The sequence below is a fragment of the Duganella sp. GW821-FHT07G03 genome (genome assembly GCF_059418605.1).
Genome location: NZ_JBWKQE010000009.1, coordinates 36,273 through 58,594, shown reverse-complemented (window position 1 = coordinate 58,594; position 22,322 = coordinate 36,273). Strand labels below are relative to the sequence as shown.

At 64.8% G+C, this 22,322-nt stretch carries 17 protein-coding genes; 10 read left to right on the top strand and 7 right to left on the bottom strand.

Annotation, left to right across the window (positions count from 1 at the left end; all coding sequences use genetic code 11):
* Nucleotides 1–29: 29 nt before the first annotated feature.
* The 6 genes from AC07OK_RS13980 to AC07OK_RS13955 form a co-directional block, all read right to left on the bottom strand.
* Nucleotides 30–2,402 (bottom strand): hypothetical protein, encoded by a 2,373-nt coding sequence (locus AC07OK_RS13980; RefSeq protein ID WP_494690864.1) that lies wholly within the window; start codon nucleotides 2,400–2,402, stop codon nucleotides 30–32.
* On the bottom strand, nucleotides 2,399–3,130 hold the full coding sequence (locus AC07OK_RS13975; protein WP_494690863.1) for a hypothetical protein: 732 nt from the start codon (nucleotides 3,128–3,130) through the stop codon (nucleotides 2,399–2,401). Before AC07OK_RS13975 ends, AC07OK_RS13980 begins: the two co-directional genes overlap by 4 nt.
* Nucleotides 3,131–3,191: 61 nt before the next feature.
* Entirely contained in the window at nucleotides 3,192–4,643 is a 1,452-nt protein-coding gene (locus AC07OK_RS13970) for a catalase (RefSeq protein ID WP_494690862.1), read from the bottom strand.
* Nucleotides 4,644–4,814: 171 nt separating this feature from the next.
* Nucleotides 4,815–5,342, bottom strand: a complete 528-nt coding sequence (locus AC07OK_RS13965) for an OmpA family protein (protein ID WP_494690861.1) — start codon at nucleotides 5,340–5,342, stop codon at nucleotides 4,815–4,817.
* Between the two features lie 115 nt (nucleotides 5,343–5,457).
* Nucleotides 5,458–7,629 carry a 3'-5' exonuclease gene (locus AC07OK_RS13960; protein WP_494690860.1) on the bottom strand — a complete coding sequence of 724 codons (2,172 nt, stop codon included), beginning with the start codon at nucleotides 7,627–7,629 and terminating at the stop codon, nucleotides 5,458–5,460.
* Entirely contained in the window at nucleotides 7,630–8,766 is a 1,137-nt protein-coding gene (locus AC07OK_RS13955) for a LacI family DNA-binding transcriptional regulator (RefSeq protein WP_494690859.1), read from the bottom strand. It abuts the gene before it with no gap.
* A gap of 192 nt (nucleotides 8,767–8,958) precedes the next feature.
* Here AC07OK_RS13955 and AC07OK_RS13950 point away from each other — a divergent pair, with 192 nt between their 5' ends.
* The 7 genes from AC07OK_RS13950 to AC07OK_RS13920 all read left to right on the top strand — a co-directional run bounded on the left by AC07OK_RS13950 (nucleotide 8,959) and on the right by AC07OK_RS13920 (nucleotide 15,977).
* Entirely contained in the window at nucleotides 8,959–10,209 is a 1,251-nt protein-coding gene (locus AC07OK_RS13950; RefSeq protein WP_494690858.1) for an Hsp70 family protein, read from the top strand.
* Between the two features lie 15 nt (nucleotides 10,210–10,224).
* The gene (locus tag AC07OK_RS13945) at nucleotides 10,225–10,845 is read left to right on the top strand and encodes a 3'-5' exonuclease (RefSeq protein WP_494690857.1); all 621 of its coding nucleotides are present in this window, start codon (nucleotides 10,225–10,227) and stop codon (nucleotides 10,843–10,845) included.
* 55 nt (nucleotides 10,846–10,900) lie between these two features.
* On the top strand, nucleotides 10,901–11,251 hold the full coding sequence (locus tag AC07OK_RS13940) for a hypothetical protein (protein WP_494690856.1): 351 nt from the start codon (nucleotides 10,901–10,903) through the stop codon (nucleotides 11,249–11,251).
* A 75-nt stretch (nucleotides 11,252–11,326) separates the two neighbouring features.
* Complete coding sequence (locus AC07OK_RS13935) at nucleotides 11,327–12,790, top strand: putative porin (RefSeq protein WP_494690855.1); 1,464 nt, start codon at nucleotides 11,327–11,329, stop codon at nucleotides 12,788–12,790.
* Nucleotides 12,791–12,800: 10 nt separating this feature from the next.
* On the top strand, nucleotides 12,801–13,706 hold the full coding sequence (locus tag AC07OK_RS13930) for a metal ABC transporter substrate-binding protein (protein WP_494690854.1): 906 nt from the start codon (nucleotides 12,801–12,803) through the stop codon (nucleotides 13,704–13,706).
* On the top strand, nucleotides 13,703–14,485 hold the full coding sequence (locus tag AC07OK_RS13925) for a metal ABC transporter permease (RefSeq protein WP_494690853.1): 783 nt from the start codon (nucleotides 13,703–13,705) through the stop codon (nucleotides 14,483–14,485). The genes AC07OK_RS13930 and AC07OK_RS13925 overlap by 4 nt, the downstream gene beginning before the upstream one ends.
* Nucleotides 14,486–14,591: 106 nt before the next feature.
* Nucleotides 14,592–15,977, top strand: coding sequence for a tetratricopeptide repeat protein (locus tag AC07OK_RS13920; RefSeq protein WP_494690852.1), 1,386 nt, complete (start codon nucleotides 14,592–14,594; stop codon nucleotides 15,975–15,977).
* A 5-nt stretch (nucleotides 15,978–15,982) separates the two neighbouring features.
* Here AC07OK_RS13920 and AC07OK_RS13915 read toward each other — a convergent pair whose 3' ends face one another.
* The gene (locus tag AC07OK_RS13915; protein WP_494690851.1) at nucleotides 15,983–17,803 is read right to left on the bottom strand and encodes a GGDEF domain-containing protein; all 1,821 of its coding nucleotides are present in this window, start codon (nucleotides 17,801–17,803) and stop codon (nucleotides 15,983–15,985) included.
* 166 nt (nucleotides 17,804–17,969) lie between these two features.
* On the opposite strand from AC07OK_RS13915, the gene AC07OK_RS13910 reads away from it, so the two are divergent.
* The 3 genes from AC07OK_RS13910 (at nucleotide 17,970) to AC07OK_RS13900 (ending at nucleotide 22,267) form a co-directional block, all read left to right on the top strand.
* Nucleotides 17,970–18,614, top strand: coding sequence for a methylamine utilization protein (locus AC07OK_RS13910; RefSeq protein WP_494690850.1), 645 nt, complete (start codon nucleotides 17,970–17,972; stop codon nucleotides 18,612–18,614).
* 14 nt (nucleotides 18,615–18,628) lie between these two features.
* Nucleotides 18,629–21,046, top strand: coding sequence for a putative bifunctional diguanylate cyclase/phosphodiesterase (locus AC07OK_RS13905; protein ID WP_494690849.1), 2,418 nt, complete (start codon nucleotides 18,629–18,631; stop codon nucleotides 21,044–21,046).
* A gap of 138 nt (nucleotides 21,047–21,184) precedes the next feature.
* Nucleotides 21,185–22,267 (top strand): DUF5694 domain-containing protein, encoded by a 1,083-nt coding sequence (locus AC07OK_RS13900; protein WP_494690848.1) that lies wholly within the window; start codon nucleotides 21,185–21,187, stop codon nucleotides 22,265–22,267.
* Nucleotides 22,268–22,322 lie beyond the last annotated feature (55 nt).

Below are 22,322 nucleotides of genomic sequence, written 5' to 3'. Positions count from 1 at the left end.
CCTATGCCTGTTCCCGCGTTTGATCCCACTCAATAGAAATACGGTGTCTTGCGCGCCCACTCGTTGTTCTTGTAGCGCTTGTGCAGCAGCGTGAAGGCGCTCTTCGACAACACCTTGGCGTCGGCGTCCAGGCAGCCGCCGCGCGTCGATTGCACCGTCACGTACAGCAGCCACGGCAGTTCCGGGTCGTTGGGCACGGCGCTGGCGCGCTGCATGACGAAGTCGCCGAAGTAGCCGGTGGCGGTCTTCATGCGGGACAGCTGCGCCAGCTCCTGATCGCGAGCGGCGGCGTTGCCGAGCTCCGGCATCGGCGGCGAGTGTTCGGCTTCAGTGTTTTCGCCATAGCTGTCGCCGGCCTTGGCCGGCACCTTGCACCACATGTCGGCCAGGGTGTCGTCCGGCGCGCGCGCGGCGATGTCGGCGCTGGAGTAGCTGTACATCGGCGACAGGCCGTATTTCAAGGCGTTCACCAGCATCCACGAATGGTGTTCCGGCGTGCCCGCCAGCTTGCGGTACTTCTGCATTACCGCGGTCAGTGCCGGCGCGTTCTGCTCGATCTCCAAAGCGGCGGCCAGCGCTGCTTCGTCCTGGCCCAGCAGGTCGGCGCGCATCCAGCTGGAGACGGCGATCTGCACGCGCAAGGCCTTGGGTAGCTTAGGATTCGCGGCCAGCGCGGACAGGTCGGCGGTGGACAGGCCGCTGTTGAGCCAGCGGACGCCGTCGGCTGCGATGTCCACACGGGCTGGTGCCGCGCCGGCTTCTTCGCTGGCTTTGGCCAGTTCGCCGGTATCGGGATCGAGGTCGCGGCTTGAGGCGCGCAGCAGATAGTTGGCGGCGTCCGCCGGCGACGATGCCACGGCAAAGCGCTCCTGCAGGAACTGATTGCGCACGCTGGTCGAATTGTTGGTGGTCAGAGCGGGTCCGGTCAACACGCCGTCTGCGATCGCGCGGGCCTTGTCGGCCTGCTTGCTCAAGCGGTAGTGGCGGGTCAGCGCGTAACGCATGGTCAGGTACTCGGGCGTGTTGGCTGGCGCTTGTAGCGCGGCTTTCTCCAGTTCCGGCGTCATCTTCTCGGGCAGCAGGACAGCCGCCAGCAGCCACGCGCGCGCCTGCGCCTTGTTGCCTTCCTTGGCGTAGCGGTTCCACAGCGTGACCGCGTGCGCGCGTTCGACCGCGCATCCGGGCTTGGCCTGGTACTCCTGGCATTGCTGGATGGTCTGCATCCAGTCGATAAAGCCTGCGCTGCCGCGCAAGGCGGTGCGGGCGTCGGCCTGTTCGGCGACCGGCGCTTGCAGCAGGTCGTTCGCCAACACGCGCCAGTCGCCCAGATGATCGTCCAGATACGGATTGGTGCGCGGGTCGTCCAGCAGTTTGCTCAGCTCCGCGAAGCGCAGCGATGGCGTCAGCCGCACCTGCATGCTGCGCACGATGGCGCGGCTGGCCTCATGCAGCGACGACAGGTCGGGATTGGCGAGGATGTGATCGGCGCTGGCCTGGATGCTGGCCAGCTTCTTCTGCGCCGCGGCCAAACGTGCCGCCGCGGCGGCCGGACCTTCGCGCCGGACGTCAAGCCGCTCCTGCCAGATCGCCTGTTCCGGATTGGGGCCTGGCACAAACACGGCGGCGCGCGCCTGCGAGCGCAGGCTCAGATACTCGCCCCACTGGCGCAGCGGATGCTTGTCGGTGGCGCCGATTCGGGCGAACAGGCTGCCGCTCAGCGTGTAGTTCTCGCCGTAGAAGGCGGCCGACGCCAGTTGATATTGCTGCATCTGGCGCCAGTACAGCGCTTCCGATGCCGGCAGTTCCACCGGCGCCGGAATCACGCGCTTGGTCCCGTCGAAGCGATTGCGCTGCGCTTCAGCGTCGTCGCCGCAGAATTTGAAGACCTGGCGTTGCGTCGTCACCCATGCGTTCAGGCGGGCCGGCGTGGCGTCGCTGCGCCGCGCAAGATCGTTCAGCGTGGCGGTGGCGAAGGTGTAGCTGCCCAGCGGGCAAGTCACAAAGCCATTGGCCAGGCTGTCGTCGTCCTTGGGCGCGACCGGCGCCTGCTTCAACGCGCTGTTAATGGCTGCCTGCCATGCGCCATAGACCTTCTTGCCCTCGGATGCATCGACCCAACCACCATTACGGTTGCCGATGGCCCGCAGCAGGGCGCCTTGCGGATTCGGCGCCGCTTTCAAACCGTCGGCGCCGAGCAGCACGCTGCGCCAGGCGGTGTACATGTACATCCGTTCATAGCTGGGCATCACGATGCCCAGCTCACCGCCCTGATAGCGGTTCAAGGCGATATCGGGTCCGCTGCGGTTGACGTAGGAATCCCACGCGCCGCCGCCGCTGGCGCCGGCGTTGGCGCAGGCCAGCAGCGCCGCGGCGATGGTGAGTGGACGAAGTAGTGTGGTCATGGAGAGCTCCTGGAAAGCGGCGACAGGTCCGCGCCGGCGCGCTTCCATGCGTGGCGGTCGAACCAATAAGTTTTACGATAGCGGGCCGCGACTTGCGGCGTGAACGGCTCTTGCGGCGAGAATCCTGCGCTGCCCGCGCGGCAGCTGGCGTGCAGCGTGGCGGGCGATTGTTCGACGATGGCGCGCATGCTGGCGCTGTCCCGGCCCATGCGGAAGAACATCGGCACCACCTCGTCGGCGGCCAGTCCGTCCAGCCAGGCCGGCGAGCGGCACCACCACGCCAGCGCGGTCACACTCAGTTTGATCTGCGGCGGCAGCGCGCCGCGCAGCTGTTTGACCAGCGAACGATAGAACTCGCGCTGCGAGGGCTTGGCCTCCATGTCCAGCTGCACCCAGCCGGAGGTGCTGTCAGCCGCCGCGTCGAGCAGCGCCCGCACGATCATCGCGCGGCTGGCCTCAATATCCTGCGGCGGATTAACGGTGCTCACTTCCACATGCAGCACCGGCGTGACGCGCGTGGCAGCGGGCATCGCGGGCTGGCGCATGCGCGGACGGGTGCGGGCGGTGTCGCCGGTTAGCAGGATATGGCGGTGCAGGACCGCCGCTTCAGGCTGCGACCATGCTGGCAACAGAGCCTCGTCCCACAGCCAGGCGACGGCTTGCGCGCGGGCGGCGCAGTGGCAGAGCAGCAGGGCGCATATCGTCAGGCGGAGTAGAAAGGAGGGCATCGGAAAACGGAGCAAGAAAACGGGGCAAGCAGGTGCCCCATTTTACCGATGTTTACTATTTTTACAAGATTGATTGCGTGCTTTCAAGCGCCTTGATCGCCGCTGCCACGCCCGCGCCGTAAGCCGGATCGGCCTGGGTGCAGTGGTGGATGTGCCGTTCCTGCACCGGCTTCGATACGCCGTGGATGGCGCGTGCGGTGTTCTCGAACAGCAGCTGCTTCTTCTCGGACGTCAGCAGGCGGAACAGATTGCCGGGCTGCGAGTAGTAGTCGGTGTCGACCCGATGATCCCAGTGGCCCGCCGCACCTTCCAGCGACAGCGGCGGTTCGGCGAACTGCGATTGCTGCGCCCATTCGCCGCGGCTGTTCGGTTCATACGAGGTGGCGGCGCCGTGATTGCCGTCGGTGCGCATGGCGCCGTCGCGGTGGAAGCTGTGGAACGGACACTTGGGCGCATTGACCGGAATCGCGTGATGGTTCACGCCCAGGCGGTAACGGGCCGCGTCGCCATACGAGAACAGGCGCGATTGCAGCATCTTGTCCGGCGAGAAGCTGATGCCGGGGACCACATTGGCCGGCGAGAAGGCCGACTGCTCGACCTCCGCGAAATAGTTCTCTGGATTGCGGTTCAATTCCAGCACGCCGACATCGATCAGCGGAAAGTCCTTGTGCGGCCAGATCTTGGTCAGGTCGAACGGGTTGTACGGCACCTTGGAGGCTTCGGCTTCCGGCATGATCTGCACCGCCAGCTTCCAGCGTGGGAAGTCCTTGTTCTCGATGGCGTCGAACAGGTCGCGCTGCGAGCTTTCGCGGTCGCGGCCCACCACCTCGGTGGCTTCGGCGTCGCTGAAGTTGGCGATGCCCTGCTGGCAGACAAAGTGGAACTTGACCCAGAAGCGCTCATTGCCAGGGCTGATGAAGCTGAAGGTGTGGCTGCCGAAACCGTGCATGTTGCGGTAGCCCTTGGGGATGCCGCGGTCGCTCATGACGATGGTGATCTGGTGCAGGGCTTCCGGCAGCAGGGTCCAGAAGTCCCAGTTGTTTTCGGCGCTGCGCATATTGGTCTTGGGGTCGCGCTTGACGGCGTGGTTCAGGTCCGGGAACTTGAGCGGATCGCGGAAGAAGAACACCGGCGTGTTGTTGCCGACTACGTCCCAATTGCCTTGCTCGGTGTAGAACTTGACGGCGAAGCCGCGTATGTCGCGTTCCGCATCGGCGGCGCCGCGTTCGCCGGCCACGGTGGAGAAACGCATGAAGATATCGGTCTTCTTGCCGACCTCGGAGAACAGCGCCGCGCGCGTGTATTTGCTGATGTCGTGGGTGACAGTGAAGGTGCCGAAGGCGCCGGAGCCCTTGGCGTGCATGCGGCGTTCAGGGATTACTTCACGCGCGAAGTGGGCCAGCTTTTCCAGGTGCCACACATCCTGCAGCAGGACCGGGCCGTGGGGGCCGGCGGTCTGGGTGTTCTGGTTGTCGACGACCGGCGCGCCGGCTGCGGTGGTGAGGTTTTTCATGTAGCGTCCTTGGGCAGTTTGAGGTGGGCGGAAACGTCCAGCATAACGAACACAATGCGCTTGCACAGCTCTCTTTCGGGAGAGCCCAAAACAAAAACGCCCGGCTGTTGAGCCGGGCGTCCGATATTACCTGATGTTGCCGAAAGACGTCGCGACGTCTTTCGTACTGAATTACTTGCTTGGGTAGACGATGTCTGCGCGACGGTTTTGTGCGCGGGCTGCGTCGTCGCTGCCGGTGGCTTTTTCTTTACCGTAGCTGATGGCTTCCATCTGGCTGTCTTTCACGCCTTGTACTTTCAGGGCGGTGATCACAGCTTGAGCGCGCTTCTGGCCCAGGGCCAGGTTGTACTCGGCGCCGCCGCGTTCATCGGTGTTGCCTTCGATTTTGATCGAGACGTTAGGATTGGCCGACAGGAACTTGCCGTGATCGGCAACCAGGGCGTTGAATTCCGGCTTGACGGTGTACTTGTCGAAGTCGAAGAACACGCTGCGGTTCTTGTAGATCGAGCTGCTTGGGTCCAGGTAGGCCGGCAGGGACACGGCGACTGGCGCGGTGACTGGAGCCGGAGCTGGTGCAGGCGACGCAACTTTAACTGGCTCAGGTGCCGGTGCTGGGGCGACGACTGGGGCTGGGGTGCTGCAAGCGCTCAGAACAGCCAGTGCGCAGGCTGCCAGCAGGAATTTTTGTTGTGCTTTCATGGAAATGCTCCCGAAATGATTCAGATTTTTTGGACGTGCATGGGGTGTGAGGCTTGGACACCAGCCGCGACCGACATTATATAAGGGTTTCCCTCAGAAAAATTAACTTGCTGCACTATTTTTTTATCCAGGGCGCAAACGGGGCCAGATCCTTGCCCGCCTCGACAAACCAGGCCCTGCGGGCGATGTCGAATTGCGCGCCCAACGCCTTGACCTGGTCCTTCTCGTGATAGGTGGCCGTCAGGTACTGGCGCGCTCCTGGGGCGGAAGCCGCGGCCGGCCTGGCCTGGTTGCGGGCGATGGCGGCGTCGGCGGCGGCGGCCGACTTGGGCAGGCGCATTTGGGCGATGAAGCCGCTGCGCAGCGCCGCATCGGTGGGCGAGAGCAGCGTCAGGCGCGCGCGCGCGCGGGTGGCGCCGACGTAGAACAGGTTCTCTTCCTCGGCCTTGGGCTGCATCGGATGCGGGAACTCGTCCGCTTGCAGGAAGGGCAGGATCACGTGGTCGAACTCCTTGCCCTTGGCGTTGGCCACGCATTCGATCAGCACCGCCTTGCGTTCGCGCTTGCGGCGCACGAAGGCTTCGCGCGCGTTGAGCGCGGCCCAGAACTCGGCCAGTGTGTGGCCGGAGGCGGCCGCCGCTTCCAGCAGGCCGGCCACGGATTTGTTGACCACGCCCGCTTCGTAGGGACGCACGAAGATGCGGCGCGCCGTCGCCACCAGTTTCACCCGCTCGCACACCTCGGCCAGTACGGCCGCCGCCGGCGTGGCCGGATCGACGCCAGACAGCCAGGCGATGGTGTCGATGACGGCCTTCTTGGTGGCTTGGCTGGCGACGTCGCGGTAGTTGGGCTCATCGCCGTCGCGCCGTTCGTCCTCGATCAGGAACAACTCGCCCAGCAGCGCCGGGTCCTTGATGATCTGGGCCTTGAAGTTGTCCATGCGGCGCGCCGAGAAGCGCATCTCGCTGAAGGCGGTCATGGCGTCGACGATGGCGCTGCGCACCTGCTCCGTCTTGACGGCGCCGAAGTCCTTCAACGCGATCGCCAGCAGGCCGCGCAGGAACAGGATCTCGTCGCGCTGCAGGTAGCCGGCCATGGCGGGCGTGCGGTAGTCGATGTCGGCTTCGATCAGCGCGTTCTCGATGGCCATCGATTGATGGCGGTCGCGTATCAGGATGGCGCAGCCGTCGAGCGGATGGCCGTCGGCCTTCCACTGCTGGATCGCGGCGATGGCCTGCTGTGCGCAGCCGGCGCTGTTGTCGTAGTGCGCGTGGCGGATCTGCGTGTGCAGCGGCAGGCTCGATTCCACCGCCTTCTGCTTGAACTCCGCCATCGCGTAGGCCAGGTGCGGGCCGTGGCGGTAGCTGTAGGTCAGCGGATAGCGCACCAGCTTTGGATAGTTCTGGGCGAAGCGGCGGTTCAGGTATTCGTCGCTGGCGCCCAGTTTGGCGTGGATCACCTGGTCCTTGTCGCCGGCGCCGACGAAGAAGCACTGCGGCTTGGCGATCAGCGCGTCGAGGATCTGGAACGCCGCTTCGTTCAGGTCGTGCAGCTCGTCGCACAGCACCAGGCGGTAGTCGGGGAAGTGCTCGGCCAGGCGCGCGCCCGCTTGCAGGTTGCTGGCCAGGTCGTAGGTGGCGTCGAACGGGCCGCGGAACACCGCGCCGGCGCCGCCGTCCAGGCGCAGGGTTTCGTATTCCACCGTGGTCAGGTAGTCGGTCAGCGGCACGCCCATGGTTTCGGCGACTTCCTCGATGCCCAGGTATTCGACGTCGGCGGCCAGCGCCATCGTCGCCTTCAGTTGCAGCTGCACGTCGAGGAACTGGGCCAGCGCGATGCTATGGGTTTGCAGGTTCAGGTCTTCCAGGCGGCCGGCATAGCGTTCGCTCACGCGGTCGATCGCGGCCAGCGCAAAATCCTTCAGCTGGCGCGCCTCGGCGCACTGGCGCAGGTCGTCGCCGTCGATGCGGTCCAGTTGCAGGCCGGCGAAATCCTCGAAGGTCAGCACGGCGACCCGGCTGGCCAGTGCATGGGGCACGCCGACGTCGAGCAGGCGCTGGCGCATGACGTCGCGCGCTTCCGGCGTGAAGGTCAGGGCCAGGATCTGTTCCGGCGCCAGTTTGCGCGCCAGCGCCTCGCCGATGCGGATCGCCAGCGTGGTGGTCTTGGCGGCGCCAGCGTTGGCGTCCACCAGCACCACCTTGTTCTGCGCTAGCTGAATGGCGGTCTGCTCGGGAGTCGGGATCAGGCCTTGCGGGGTGAAGCGGGGAGGATTGGCATCGTTCATTTACTGCATTATAGCGGCCGGCACGCGGATGCCGGTGGCCGATGCCGTCGTCGCGGACGGCGCGGCCGGCTTCGGCCGCAGGCGCGCGGTGGCGCCTTCGATGAACTGGGCGCTGAACACACGCCGTTCGACCTGGGATTCACGGCTGTCGATGACGGTGCACAGCAGGCTGGCCGCCGCGCTGGCCATCTTGGGCATGGGCTGGCGCAGCGTGGTCAGGTTGTAGCTCAGCCAGTTGGACGGCTCGACCGCGTCGAAGCCGGCCACCGACAGCTGGCCCGGCACGTCGATGCCCAGCTCGTGGCGGGCGCAATCGAGGCAGCCGATGGCCATGACGTCGCTGCCGCAGATGATGGCGTCCGGGACGCCGCCCATTTGCGCGATCAGCGCTTTCAGGCCGGTGGCACCACTTTTATAGTCGTACTCGCCCGGCACCACGACCGGCGGCGGCAGGCCCAGTTCGGCCAGGCGTTCGCAGGCGCCGCGATGGCGTTCGCTGGCGACGCTGGAATCGGCGCTGCCGCCGATGATGCCGAAGCGCCGATGGCCGGCGGCGGCCAGCCGCGAGACCAGCATGCGGCCCGCTTCCAGATGGTCGCAGGTGACGGTGTTGACCGACTGGTCGCGCAGGGTGCGGTTGAACAGCACCAGCGGCATGTGGCGGCGCTCGAATTCGGCCACGTGTTCGTCCGACAGGCGGGCGGCGGCGATCACGCCGTCGACCTGGAATTGCCAGACGTCGGCCAGCACGCGCTCGACATCGGACTCGCGCGCCAGCGGGAACAGCAGCACGCGCTTGCCCAGGGTGGTCAGCTGCTGGCTTAGTTCGGCCAGCAGTTCCGGGTAGTAGAGGTTGGCCTGGTTGGTGATCAGCACCGCGACCATGTTGGAGCGGCGCGTGATCAGGCTGCGGGCGGCGGCATTGGGGATGTAGTCCAGCAGCGCGGCGGCCTTCATCACCCGGGCGTGGGTGGACTTGGATACGCTGGCGCCGGGCTTGAAGCAGCGCGACACCGCCGATTGCGATACGCCAGCCACCAGCGCCACGTCATACGAGGTGACGCGGCGGGCTTCACGGGCAATACTGGCTTTGTGTTCAGTCGCGCAGACTTCGATTGTCGGCTTGGTCTTGGTCATCGTCTCGTTACGTGCGTGGTGTTGCTTGCATCTTCGTTAGTTAATCGAGCATAATCAAAAACTTACTCAATGGCAATAATAATCGATTTTCTTTCAAGAAATATTGAACCAGGTGTGGTCCCGCTGCAATTTTTCCTGAAAGACGGGGTTTTCTGATAAGATAACGCCCCTTTATTCACGTGAAGGGTCGACATGGCCATTGCTTGCGGCGTCGATTTTGGCACGTCAAATTCCACGGTGGGCTGGGTGCGTCCCGGACACCCGGTGATGTTGGGACTGGAAGACGGCAAGACCACCTTGCCGTCGGTGGTTTTCTTCAACGCCGAGGACGAAGAAGTCACCTTCGGACGTGCAGCGCTGGCCGAATATCTGGCCGGCTACGAGGGGCGTTTGATGCGCTCCATGAAGAGTTTGCTCGGGACCAGTCTGATTGACGGTCAGACCGAGGTGGGTGGCCGCGCGCTGCCGTTCCGCGCGCTGCTGGCCCAATTCATCGGTGAAGTGAAGCGCCGCGCCGAGCAGTCGGCAGGGCGCCAGTTCACGTCGGCCGTGTTCGGCCGCCCCGTTCATTTTATCGACGACAGCAAGGAAAACGACCAACTGGCCGAGGATACGCTGGCCGAGGTGGCCCGTTCCGTCGGCTTCAAGGACATCGCCTTCCAGTTCGAGCCGATCGCCGCGGCGTTCGACTACGAGTCGCAGATCACCCGCGAGGAACTGGTGCTGATCGCCGACATCGGCGGCGGTACCTCGGACTTTTCGCTGGTGCGCCTGTCGCCCGAGCGCGCCACCAAGACCGAACGCCGCGACGACATCCTGGCCAACGGCGGCGTGCACATCGGCGGCACCGACTTCGATAAATACCTGAGCCTGTCGTCCGTGATGCCGTTGCTGGGCTACGGCAGCCGTCTGCGCAATAACAGCGAAGTGCCGTCCAGCTACTTCTTCAACCTGGCGACCTGGCACACCATCAACCAGGCCTACACCAAGAAAATGTGGACCCAGCTGTCCGACCTGTTGCGCGATTCGGCCGAGCAGGAAAAGCTGGGCCGCCTGCAAAAGCTGATCGACCAGCGCGCCGGCCACTGGCTGGCGATGAAGGCCGAGGAGGGCAAGATCGCCCTGTCCGACGCCGTCAAGGTGCAGCTGGAGCTGGACCGCCTGTCGCCGCCGGTGACGCTGGAGCTGGACCGCGCGCAGTTCGACGACGCCATCGGCCACCTGGTCGGCTCGGTTGAGAACACCGTGCTGAGCCTGCTGCGCGACGCCGGGGTGGCGCCTGCCGACGTGGATACGGTATTCTTCACCGGCGGTTCCAGCGGCGTGCGCATGCTGCGCGAGCGCATCGGCGCGCTGGTGCCGACGGCCCGCAAGGTTGAAGGCGACCTGTTCGGTAGTATCGGCGCCGGCCTGGCGCTGGATGCCGTGCGCAAGTTCGGCTAAATTAAAAGGAACACCATGCTCGACCAACCCATCGTCATGCTCGACTTCGAGACCACCGGCCTGTCGCCCGATATGGGCGACCGCATCACCGAGGTGGCGGCGTTGCGCATCGTCGGCGGCAAGGTGGTCGAGCGTTATGTCACGCTGATTAACTGCCATGTGCGGATACCGTCCTTCATCACCGGCCTGACCGGCATCACGCAGGCGATGGTCGATGGCGCGCCGCCGGTGTCGCAGGTGGTGCCGGAGCTGCTGGACTTTATCGGCAGCGACGCGCTGTCGGCCCACAACGCCAGCTTCGACGATAAGTTCCTGCGCGCCGAGGCGGCCCGGCTGGGCCTGACGCCCGGCTACCAATCGCTGGTGTGCTCGCTGAAATTGTCGCGCCGCGTGTTTCCCAAGTTGTCGAGCTACAAGCTGGGCAATCTGTCGGGCGAGCTGGGCATCCGTTTCAAGAGCGCTGCCCACCGGGCCGAGTCGGATGCGGAAGTGGCGGCCGAGGTGCTGATCCACATCGGCAAGCACATCGGTTCGACCTACGGCATCGCCGGCGTCGATCCGGCCTTGCTGGTGGCGATCAACAAACTGGCGGCCGCCAAAGTCCACCAATTCCTCGAAAAACAAAAAGTCCGCTGAAAATCTGTGGCGCGCATTACAATACCGGCACTGATGGTCCGATAGTTGGTATTTTGTGAATATACGCCGCAACTTCTTGTATGTGCTGCTGTCGCTTCTGCTGGTGTTCTCCCAGCAGATGGGGTACTCGCACGCGCTGTCGCACGCTACGGCTGCGAACGGCGTGGTGCAGGCCGCCGTGCAGCAGGACGACGATGCCAGCAGCGGTATCACCAAGCTGGGGCTGGATCACAATTGCGCGCAATGCCTGGCGTTTGCGCAGATCGCCTCCGCCGCCGACACCCATTTCTATTCCTTCCCGCTGGCTGCCAATACGTCGGTGGCCGTCACCCATACGCCGGCGCCGCTCGATTGCCGGCGCACCGTCTGCGGCTTCCGATCGCGCGCGCCGCCCGTCCTGTCCTGATCGCACACCCTTGATCCGTCACCGCTGCCGCTTCCGCAGAGGTGCGGCTTATCGTAGCTATCTACAGGATTTGACATGTTGAAACACAAAGTGATGATGGCCGCCTTGAGCGTGGCCGTGGCGGCCCCGCAGGCCTACGCCGCAGATAAAAAAGAACAGAAGGAACTGGCGGAAATCCGCGCCGAGATCCGCCAGATGAAGCAGGCCTACGAGGCGCGTCTGCAGGCGATGGAGCAGCGCTTGCAGCAGGCTCAGGCTGACAACGCCGCCGCCAAGGCGCAGATCGCGGCGATCGGTGCGCCGGCGGCTTCGGCCCAGGCCGCTGGCGCCACGCCTGCGGTCGCCGCATACGTCGAAACGCCGGCAGCGCCCGCCAACCCGGCGCCGACCGGCGGCGCCAACCCGGCCAGCAATCTGTTCAACCCGAACATCTCGATGATCCTCGGCGGCACGCTGCAAAACCTGAAGCAGGACCCGACCCAGTACCGCCTGCAGGGCTTCGCGCCAAGCGGCGGCGAGGCAGGTCCCGGCAAGCGCGGCTTCAACCTGGGCGAATCCGAACTGACGATGGCGGCCAATATCGACCCGCAGTTCGCCGGCCAACTGACCTTCTCGCTGAACGGCGAGAACCAAGTCAGCGTTGAAGAAGCCTTCGTGCAGACGCGCGCCATGGAGAACGGCCTGAACATCAAGGCCGGCCGTTTCCTGTCATCGATCGGCTACCTGAACGGGCAGCACGCCCACACCTGGGACTTCGTCGACGCGCCGCTGGCGTATCAAGCCTTCCTCGGCGGCCAGTACAAGCCGGACGGCGTGCAAGCCAAGTGGCTGGCGCCGCTCGACCAGTTCCTGGAAGTCGGCATGGAGGCCGGCAACGGCACCGCCTTCCCGGGTAACGACCGCAACAAGAACGGCGCCGGCGCCGTCAGCGTGTTCGCCCACCTTGGCGACGATATCGGCAATTCGTCCAGCTACCGCGCGGGTGTGTCTTACCTGCATACGGGCGCCGAACGGCGCGCTTACCAGGACCAGGGCCTGAGCAATAGCTTCAGCGGAAAATCGACGATGTGGATCGCCGACGCCATCTACAAATGGGCGCCGAACGGCAACCCGACCAACACCAACTTCAAGCTGCAAGGCGAGTACTTCCGCCGCAAGGAAAGCGGCACGCTGAACTACGCGGTCGAGACCGACGCGGCGGCCAGCGGCAACTACCGCAGCATGCAGTCGGGCTGGTATGTGCAAGGCGTCTACCAGTTCATGCCGACCTGGCGCGCAGGCCTGCGCTACGACCGGCTGTCGTCCGGTTCGCAGCGCATCGGCCTGATCGACAGCGGCGCGCTGGCCTGGGCCGACTTGCCGATACTCGAAGCCTACAACCCGTCGCGCAGCAGTTTCATGATCGACTACAGCCCGTCCGAATTCTCGCGCCTGCGCTTGCAACTGGCGCGCGACCAGTCCCGTCCAGGTGTCACCGACAACCAGATTTTCCTTCAATACATCATGAGCCTGGGCACGCACGCGGCCCACTCGTTCTAAAGGAGCAGGCATGAAACGCACACTCAAACATCTGCTGGTCGCCGCAGCCTGCGTAGCGGCCACCTCGGCGCACGCCGCCGTCAACGTACTTGCCTGCGAGCCGGAATGGGAAGCGCTGGCCAACGAGCTTGGCGGCGACAAGGTCAAGGTCTCCAGCGCCACCAACGCGCTGCAAGACCCGCACCGCATCGAAGCGCGGCCGAGCCTGATCGCGCGCACGCGCAACGCCAACCTGCTGGTGTGCACCGGACTGGAGCTGGAAGTGGGCTGGCTGCCGGTGCTGGTCCAGCAATCGGGCAACAGCAAGATCGCCGCCGGCCAGCCGGGCAACTTCGAGGCGGGCGCCTTCGTGCCGCGCCTCGACGTGCCGAACAAGGTCGACCGCAGCGAGGGCGATGTGCATGCCGCCGGCAATCCGCACATCCAGCAGAATCCGCACAATATCGCGCTGGTCGCCGTGGCGCTGGCCAAGCGCCTGGCCGAGCTGGACCCGGCCAACGCCGCCTACTATCAAGCGCGCCAGAAGGACTTCGCGGCGCGCTGGGATGCTGCCATGCTCAAGTGGGAGAAGCAGGCTGCGCCATTGAAAGGCGTGGCCGTGGTCGAGCACCACAAGAATATGGAGTACCTGATGGGCTGGCTGGGCCTGCACCAGGTCGGCACGCTGGAACCCAAGCCGGGCGTGGAGCCGAGCGCGGCGCACCTGTCCGAGCTGCTGTCGCAGTTGCAGCGGGCGCCGGCCAAGATGGTGATACGCGCCGCCTACCAGGATGGCCGCGCCTCGCAGTGGCTGTCCGAGCACGCCAAGATTCCGGCCGTGGTGCTGCCGTTCTCCGTCGGCGGCGACGACAAGAGCAAAGACTTGTTCGGCCTGTTCGATTCGACTGTACAACGCTTGATGGATGCAAATAAATGAACGCTGAAGCGCTCGATCTGATGATCGTCCTGCCGGCCTTGCTGGCCGGCCTGTTGGTGCTGCTGACCCACGTGCCGCTGGGCGCGCAGGTGCTCAAGCGCGGCATCGTGTTTATCGACCTGGCGATCGCGCAGATCGCGGCGCTGGGCGTGATCATCGCCGGCGCCGCCGAGCTCGATCCGCAAAGCTGGGCGGTGCAGGCCGCCGCCGCCGCCGCCGCCGTGCTGGGCGCGCTGCTGCTGACGTGGACCGAAAAACGCTGGCCGGAAGTGCAGGAAGCGCAGATCGGCGTGATGTTCATCCTGGCCGCGACGGCCGGCTTGCTGCTGGTGGCCCACAATCCGCACGGCGGCGAACACTTGCAGGATTTGTTGGCCGGTCAGATTTTGTGGGTGCGCTACGAACAGCTGCTGTTGCCGGCGATCGGTACGGTGGTGATCTGCGGGCTGTTGTACTTCCTGCGCGAACGCTTGAGCCGGTTGGGCTTCTACCTGATCTTCGCGCTGGCGGTCACGGCGTCGGTGCAACTGGTGGGCGTATATCTGGTGTTCACCAGCTTGATCGTTCCCGGCCTGGCCGTGCGTCACTATGTCGGCAAGAAACGCCTGGTGTTGGCCTACCTGATCGGCGCAGCCGGCTACGCCAGCGGACTGGTGCTGTCGACGCTCTACGATTTGCCGTCGGGCGCCTTGATCGTCTGGTGCCTGACGATAATAGCCATTGCCGTCTATGCATTGGGTCCCAAACCGGATGGCGCGCCTCGCGTGGCCCATCACTAGAAACGATATCATTTCACTATGGCTCGTTTGAGCGTAGTCAAACCCGAGCCGGGGCCGCGTTTTACACTTTAACCAACATTGTTGTGGTGTTGGCCAGAGGTGTACCATGAAGAATCAAAGCTCGGCGAGGGCAGGATACGACACTTTTCTCTGGTACCGGGAGGCGGCCGAACGCGGCAATCCTTACGCCCAGTTCAATCTGGGCCTGGTCTATAAAAAAGGGCAGGATGTGGCGCGCGACGAGGTCCGCGCCTTTTACTGGATGTCCAAGGCGGCCCAGCAGGGGCTGGCGTTCGCGCAGAATCACCTGGGCGTGATGTATTTCAACGGCCGCGGCGTCGCCCATAGCGACAAGGAAGCCGTGCGCTGGTTTCGCGCGGCAGCGCTGCAAGGCGAGGTCTCGGCGCAGCAAAATCTCGGGCAGATGTACAAGAAGGGCCGCGGCGTGGCGCGCAACGACGAAACCGCCTTGTCGTGGTTCTACCGCGCCTCCGAGCAGGGTGTCGCCAGCGCGCAGACTTTGCTGGGCGAGGCTTATGTGCACGGCATGGGGGTGCGCCGCAACTATCCGCTGGCACTGGCCTGGTTCCGCAAGGCGGCGCTGCAAAACGATGCCAGCGCCCAGCTCAATCTCGGTTTGATGTACAAGCACGGCCACGGGGTGGCGCGCAGCGACGGGCAGGCCCTGGCCTGGTTCCGGCAGGCCGCCGCCCAGGGCTGCGCCGTCGCGCAGCGGCTGGTGGGCGTGGCCTATGCCGAGGGGCAGGGCGTGGTGGCCGACCAGCTGCGTGCCTATGCCTGGTTGCTGCGGGCGGCGGAACAGGAAGACGCCGACGCGCAATTCAATCTCGGCATCATGCTGGCCAACGGCAAGGGCGTGGACCGCGACGACGAGCTGGCCTTCACCTGGTATCGCCGCGCCGCCGAGTCCGGCCATGTGCTGGCCCAGTACAACCTCGGCGGCATGTACGCGCGCGGACGCGGCGTGGCGCGCGACGAACAGCGGGCCTTGGAGTGGTACCGCCTGGCGGCCGAGCAGGGGGCGCCGAACGCCCAGTTCAATGTCGGCGTGATGTACGCCAACGGCCACGGCGTGGCCAAGGACGAGGCGCGCGCGGTGGCCTGGTATCGCTGCGCGGCCGAGCAGGGCGACGCCAGCGCGCAGAACAATCTGGGCGTGATGTACGCCAACGGCCTGGGCGTGGCGCGCGACGAGGAGCTGGCCGTGAGCTGGTACGGCAAGGCGGCCGAGCAGGGCCATGCACTGGCGCAGTTCAACCTGGGCGGCATGTATGGCAGCGGGCGCGGCGTCGTGCGCGACGACGAGAAATCCTGCATGTGGCTGACGCTGGCCGCCGAAGCCAGCGAACTGGCGGCAGCCAGCAACCGCAAGAAGTCCGAGCTGGATCTGTCGCCGCAGGCGATGGCGGCGGCCGCCGAGCAGGCACACCGTTGGCGGGCCGCCCATGCGACGCAGGCGCGTCCGGCCTGAACCGTTCAGTTGGCCTGTTGGCGGCGATCCACGAACAGGCTGTTGCCGTGGATTTTCTTGGCTTGCCTCTTCGATTCCGCCGCCGCGGTGGCGATCTGGTGGTGGGTGTAGTACTGGTGCGGTTCGACGCGGATCGCACCGATCGACAAGCTCATCAGCGAATAAAACACTTTCTTTCCCTGCCGGTCTTCGCTGATGTAGCCGCCGCGCTCGCGGTCTTCTATGCTGTAGAAATCCTGCACTTGCCGTTCGAACTCTTCCAGGATGACCTTGCAGCGGGCTTCCCAGTCTTCGCTCTGGAACAGGATCATGAAGTCGTCGCCGCCGATGTGGCCGACGAAGTCGCGGTCGGCGTCGGTACGCTTGCTGAGCAGGCGGCCGGTCAGCTGGATCACGTCGTCGCCGCGGCGATAGCCGTAGACATCGTTGAACGGCTTGAAATGGTCGAGGTCGAAATAGCAGACCCAGAAGCGCGTGCCGCTTTCCAGCAGGCGGTCGATATGCTCGTTGATCGGCACATTGCCCGGCAGCTGGGTCAGCGGATTGGCATAGCGCGCGGCGTTGATCTGCATCTGCGTGATCTCGCGCATCAGGTCGTGGCCGGTGCCCATGCCCAGGTAGCGCCCCTGGTCGGTGATGATGAAGCCGTTGAACAGCTGGTGGGCGTCGGCCTGCACCATGCGGAAGCTCAGGTCTTGCAGGCTGGTGTCCTTGTCGGCGATCAGCGCGTTGCTGTCCATGAACTGCTTGCACGACTTCTTGCCGTACAGCTCGCGCTGGTAGGGACGGGCGAAGTGCTCGATCATGTCGAAGCGGCTGACCAGGCCCAAGGGCACGCCGTCGTCCACCACCGGGATGATCAGCAGCTTGGGATGGCGCACGAAGATTTCGTACAGCTCGTTGTTGTTCATGCAGGACGGCACCGAGTCGGTCTGATGCAGCAGCTTGTAGATGCTGGCGCCGTTCTTTTCCGCGCCGCGCTGCGGATAGACCGCCACGCCGTTGCGCGCCAGCGCCTTGACCACCTCGGCCGGCGCGGCGCGGGCCGGCTGGGCGTGCGGCCGGCCCAGGTGGTAGCCCTGGCCGAAGGCGACGCCGACATCGCGCAGCACCAGCAGCTCGGCCTGGGTCTCGATGCCCTCGGCGATCACCAGCGTGTTGGATTTCTCGGCGATTTCCTGGATCGAGCGCACGAACTGCAGCTTGACCGGATCGTGGTTGATGCCCTGGATGAAGTGCATGTCGATCTTGACATACTCGGGCCGCAGCTCCGACCACAGCCGCAGGCTGGAAAAGCCTTCGCCCAGGTCGTCGATGGCGATCTGGAAGCCCATGTTACGGTAATGCAGCACCGCTTCGCGCATCAGCTCGTAGTCGTAGGTCGGCTGGTTTTCGGTCAGTTCGATGATGACGCGGTCCGGGTTGATGCCAATCTGGTGGATGTATTCCAGCGTCTCGCCGTGCGGCGCGTCGCGTTGCATCAGGCATTCCGGGCTGACGTTGAGGAACAGCTTGCCGGGCAGTTCAAGCTCGGCAAAGCGCTCCAGCACCACGCGCCGGCACAGGTGCTCGACCTCGACCGTGAGGCCGTTGGCGCGCGCCACCTTGAACAGATTCATCGGCGCATGCAGGGGGCTGTCGGACGGCCCCCGTATCAAGCCCTCGTAAGCGATGATTTCACCGCTCTGCATGTGTACAATCGGCTGGAACAGCGCGCTCAGCTGGCGGCGCGCCAGGATATCGTACAGGTGGGCGCGCAACACCGCCTCCTCGTCCTCGGCCTTGGGCGGAAGATAGATGATGTTGGGGCTGAGTACGGAATTCACGGTGAGTGCTTGCCAAAAGTCGGTTTAACTGCACAATGTTAATTACCTTTTGTGACTGCATGATGACCTGCGGAAATAATTAGCGACAAACTGCGAAAAACCGTGCCGTAGGTTATTGCCCACGCGCTACAATCTAAGCTGTACAACCACCGAGATCAGGCTTCCCATGCTCCGTCACGCCCTACGCCAGACCCTGTCGACCTTGTTATTGCTGAGCGCAGCAAGCGCCGGGGCCACCGGCATCACTGTGCAAGTGCTGGACGCCGGCGGCAAGGCCCTGGCCGATACCGTGGTCTATGTCGAGCCGGAAAGCGGTGCGGCCAGCGGGCGGGCGCCGGCCACCGCGGAGATCGAGCAGAAGGGGCTGAAATTCGTGCCCCTGGTCAGCGTGGTGCAGACCGGCGCCAAGATATTTTTCCCGAACAACGACAAGGTCAGGCACCATATTTACTCGTTCTCGCCGGCCCATAAATTCGACCAGAAGCTGTACTCCGGCCAGTCGGCCTCGCCGCAGGTATTCGACAAGGCGGGTACGGTGGTGCTGGGCTGTAATATTCATGACAAAATGCTGGCCTATGTCAAAGTCGTCGACACGCCGTATTTCGCCAAGACCGACGCCAGCGGCGGCGCCCACATCGAGCTGCCGGCCGGCGGCAAGTACGTGGTCAAGGCCTGGCACTACAACACGGTCGGCGGCGCCACGCCGGAGCAGGCGGTGACGGTGAGGGCGGGCGATGCGCCGGCCAGCGCCGCCTTCAGGCTGCCGATGAAACCAATCGTGGCCGACGATCCATCGTCGACCACACTGTAAGGGATAGCCCGAGCATGCGCATGCGCTTCCGCAGCCTGGAGAGCCGTATCGTCACACTGTTCCTGGTGTTGATCGTGGCTGTGCAGGTGATCGGCCTGCTGGTGATCCAGCGTGGCATCGACAACAATGCGCGCCTGTCCATCAGCAGTGAGCTGGGCAACGGCGCCAAGGTGTTCCGCCGCCTGCTGGAGCAGAACGCGCAGAACCTGCGCTTTGGCGCCCGTCTGCTGGCGCGCGACACCGCCTTTGTCGCCACCATCGGCAACAACGACGAGAACGATCGCGGCACCATCCTGTCCGCGCTGGACAACAGCGGCAAACGCATCAAGGCCTCGCTGTCGATGCTGATCAGCGCCGACCGCAAGATCAGCGTCGCCACCAACAACGAACAGGCGGCCGCGCTGGAGCAGCAGGTTGCCGGCATGCTCGACGCCGCCGAGTCCTCGGTCGGCGCCAGCGGCATCGCCATCGTCGAACACCGGCCTTACCAGATCGTGGTCATGCCCATCCTGGCGCCAAGGACTATCGGCTGGATCGTCATGACCTTCCCGATCGACCGCCAGCTGGCCAGCGACATGCGCGAAATCAGCGCGCTCGATACCGCCGTGCTGACCCGCGACGCGCAAGGCAAATGGCTGGCCGTGGGCTCAACCTTCGCCGGCCCGGTGACGCAGAGCGTGGTCGACCAGCTGCAAGCCTTGCCCGGCACGCCGGTCGGCCCGTTCGACCTGTCGCTGGCGGCCGGCCAGTACAGCGCGCGCCTGCTGGCGATCGGCCAGGATGGCGGCCAGACCGCCAACGTCCTGCTGGCCCGCTCGATCGACGAGGCGACCGCGGAATACAGCCGCCTTGAACGCTGGCTGATCGGCCTGACGCTGGGCGGCATCCTGGTTTCTGCGCTGGCCATCGTGTTCACCGCCAAGCGCATCGCGCAGCCGATCAGCGAGCTGGCCGTCACCGCCAGGCGCCTGGAGCAGGGCGATTACAAGGGCCAGATCGACACCAGCCGCGAAGACGAAATCGGCGCCCTGGCGCACGCCTTCGACGCCATGCGCGAGGGGATCGCCAAGCGCGAACAGGAGATTCGCCGCCTGGCGTACTGGGACACGCTGACCAACCTGCCGAACCGCGCGCAGTTCGTGCTGCTGCTGAACGACGCCCTGGCCGATGCCGCCAAGCGCGAGGAAACCGTGTTCGTGTTGATGATGGACCTGGACCGCTTCAAGCACGTCAACGACGTCATGGGCCATAGTTTCGGCGACGCCTTGCTGCGCCAGGTGGCCGGCCGCTTGCAGCTGCTGCTGGCCAATCGGCGGCAATCGTCGGCCCAGGTGGCGCGACTGGGCGGCGACGAATTCGCGGTGCTGCTGCCGTCTTCCGACCTCGATGCCGCCCGCCGCGTGGCGGCCGAGATCCTGCAGGCGCTGGAGACGCCACTGTCGCTGGAAGAGCAAACGGTGGACATTGGCGCAGGCCTGGGCATCGCCGGCTATCCGGAACACGGCAACGACGGCGAGGCGTTACTGAGCATGGCCGAGGTGGCGATGTACGCGGCCAAGCAGCGCAACGACGGCGCCGTGGTGTACGACGCGGCGATGGACAAGTCCAGCGAGCAGAGCCTGTCGCTGTTGACGGAGCTGCGCAACGCCATCGAACGCAACGAGTTCCGCCTGCATGTGCAGCCGAAGATCAGGCTCGATACCGGCGAGGTGGTGGGCATGGAGTCGCTGGTGCGCTGGGCGCACCCGGAGCGCGGCAACGTGTTCCCCGACGAGTTCATTCCCTTCGCCGAGCAGACCGGCTTTATCCGCGTGCTGACCCGCTGGGTGATGGAGAAATCGGCTGAGCTGTGCCAGGAGCTGACGGCCAAAGGTTATCCGCTCAAGGTCTCGGTCAACCTGTCCACGCGCGACCTGCTGGACCAGGACCTGCCGGCCAAGTTTGCCGAAACGCTGGCGCGCTACCAGCTGGCTCCCAGTTCGTTCTGCCTGGAGATCACCGAGAGCGCCATCATGGACGACCCGGTGCGCGCCCAGCACACGCTGGAGCGCCTGAGCGCCATGGGCGTCGATTTGTCGATCGACGATTTCGGCACCGGCTATTCGTCGCTGGCCTACCTCAAGCGCCTGCCGGTGAATGAACTGAAGATCGACAAGTCCTTCGTGCTGAATATGGAGAACGACATCGGCGACACCAAGATCGTCCGCTCCACCATCGACCTTGGCCACAACATGGGCCTGCGCGTGGTGGCCGAGGGCATCGAGAGCGAGGCCGTCTGGCGCCTGCTGGCTGATCTGGGCTGCGACCAGGGGCAGGGCTACTTCATGAGCCGTCCCATCCCCGGCGACCAGCTCATCGCATGGCTGGAAAAGTGGCAAGCGCCGGCCGCCAACGTGGCGCCGGACTACAACGCCATCGATATCGGCAGCTGAATTTTCAGCGAGCCGTATCCTGCTCCATCCCGGAAATTTGCGTTTCGGTTGGCTTAATCTGCGGTATGTCGCATAGCCCGCGACTTCATTCCGCGGCATCACTAAGCTAGCGCGATACCAACTATCCCAGGAGGCCCCATGCAGCGTCTGCTCGCCGGTATCTTTGTTGCTGCCGTTTTTCACGGTAACGTCTTCGCTGCCGAATCGCTCGCTCCGGCATTCGTGCCGGCCGCATTCAAGCTGCAAAGAGGGCAGCCGAACGAGCTGATGGTGCTCGGCACGGCCCATCTGTCGCAATTGCCGAAGTCCTTCGATCCGGCCAATTTGAGCTTGCTGATGGAGCGCCTCGCGGGCTGGCAGCCCAAGGCCATCGCCATCGAGGCGCTGTCCGGGGCGCAGTGCGCGTACCTGCGCAGCTACCCTGAACGCTATGACGATACCGTCAAGACCTATTGTTGGGACCCGGCGCCGGCCGCCAGCGCCACCGGCCTGGACGTGTCCGCCGCGACCGCGCAAGTGGACCGGACGCTGGCCGCGTGGCCGGCGGCGCCAACGCCAGCCCAGCGGCGCAAGCTGGCGTCGCTGTTCCTGGCGGCCGGCGAACCCGCCTCGGCAACGGTGCAATGGCTGCGTCTTCCGGCCAGCGAGCGGCACGCCGGTGACGGCCTGAATGACAAGCTGGTGGAACTTCTGGGCCGGCTGCGTCTAAAGCGCGATGAAATTTATCTGATTGCCGTGCCGCTCGCGGCCAGCAATGGGCATGAGCGGGTCTACCCGATGGATGACCACACGGCAGACTCCGTCGACGCCGATGAAAAAGCCTATGGCGCGGCGATCATGAAAGCCTGGGACAACCCGTACAATGCAGCGCGCAAGCGCCAGGACGATGCCTTGGAAGCCGGGCTGGCGGCACCGGCCGGCGTGCTGGCGCTGTACCGGGCGTATAACAGCGCCAGCGCCGCCGAGCAGGTCTTCCGCAGCGACTTCGGCGCGGCGCTGGAAGAGCCTTCGCCCCAGCATTTCGGCCGCGGCTACGTCAGCTACTGGGAGACACGCAATTTGCGAATGGCCTCGAACATCCGCGAGGCGTCCAGCCTGCTGCCGGGCAGCCGCACCCTGGTCGTCGTCGGCGCGTCGCACAAAGGCTACCTGGAGGCCTACCTGAACGCGATGCACGACGTGCGCATCATCAGCACGGACGCCATCTTGCGCGCCGAATAAAACACGCCGATAACGCTTTCCTATCATTGCTTATTTGTCACAAAGCAAGCTATGA

Bases quoted from the DNA above. Each gene is read 5' to 3' on its own strand.
- AC07OK_RS13925 (WP_494690853.1), top strand. From the start codon at position 13,703: ATGAACGCTGAAGCGCTCGATCTGATGATCGTCCTGCCGGCCTTGCTG.
- AC07OK_RS13900 (WP_494690848.1), top strand. From the start codon at position 21,185: ATGCAGCGTCTGCTCGCCGGTATCTTTGTTGCTGCCGTTTTTCACGGT.
- AC07OK_RS13980 (WP_494690864.1), bottom strand. From the start codon at position 2,402: ATGACCACACTACTTCGTCCACTCACCATCGCCGCGGCGCTGCTGGCC.
- AC07OK_RS13955 (WP_494690859.1), bottom strand. From the start codon at position 8,766: ATGACCAAGACCAAGCCGACAATCGAAGTCTGCGCGACTGAACACAAA.
- AC07OK_RS13950 (WP_494690858.1), top strand. From the start codon at position 8,959: ATGGCCATTGCTTGCGGCGTCGATTTTGGCACGTCAAATTCCACGGTG.
- AC07OK_RS13935 (WP_494690855.1), top strand. From the start codon at position 11,327: ATGTTGAAACACAAAGTGATGATGGCCGCCTTGAGCGTGGCCGTGGCG.
- AC07OK_RS13960 (WP_494690860.1), bottom strand. From the start codon at position 7,629: ATGAACGATGCCAATCCTCCCCGCTTCACCCCGCAAGGCCTGATCCCG.
- AC07OK_RS13905 (WP_494690849.1), top strand. From the start codon at position 18,629: ATGCGCATGCGCTTCCGCAGCCTGGAGAGCCGTATCGTCACACTGTTC.
- AC07OK_RS13930 (WP_494690854.1), top strand. From the start codon at position 12,801: ATGAAACGCACACTCAAACATCTGCTGGTCGCCGCAGCCTGCGTAGCG.
- AC07OK_RS13965 (WP_494690861.1), bottom strand. From the start codon at position 5,342: ATGAAAGCACAACAAAAATTCCTGCTGGCAGCCTGCGCACTGGCTGTT.
- AC07OK_RS13910 (WP_494690850.1), top strand. From the start codon at position 17,970: ATGCTCCGTCACGCCCTACGCCAGACCCTGTCGACCTTGTTATTGCTG.
- AC07OK_RS13945 (WP_494690857.1), top strand. From the start codon at position 10,225: ATGCTCGACCAACCCATCGTCATGCTCGACTTCGAGACCACCGGCCTG.
- AC07OK_RS13975 (WP_494690863.1), bottom strand. From the start codon at position 3,130: ATGCCCTCCTTTCTACTCCGCCTGACGATATGCGCCCTGCTGCTCTGC.
- AC07OK_RS13970 (WP_494690862.1), bottom strand. From the start codon at position 4,643: ATGAAAAACCTCACCACCGCAGCCGGCGCGCCGGTCGTCGACAACCAG.
- AC07OK_RS13920 (WP_494690852.1), top strand. From the start codon at position 14,592: ATGAAGAATCAAAGCTCGGCGAGGGCAGGATACGACACTTTTCTCTGG.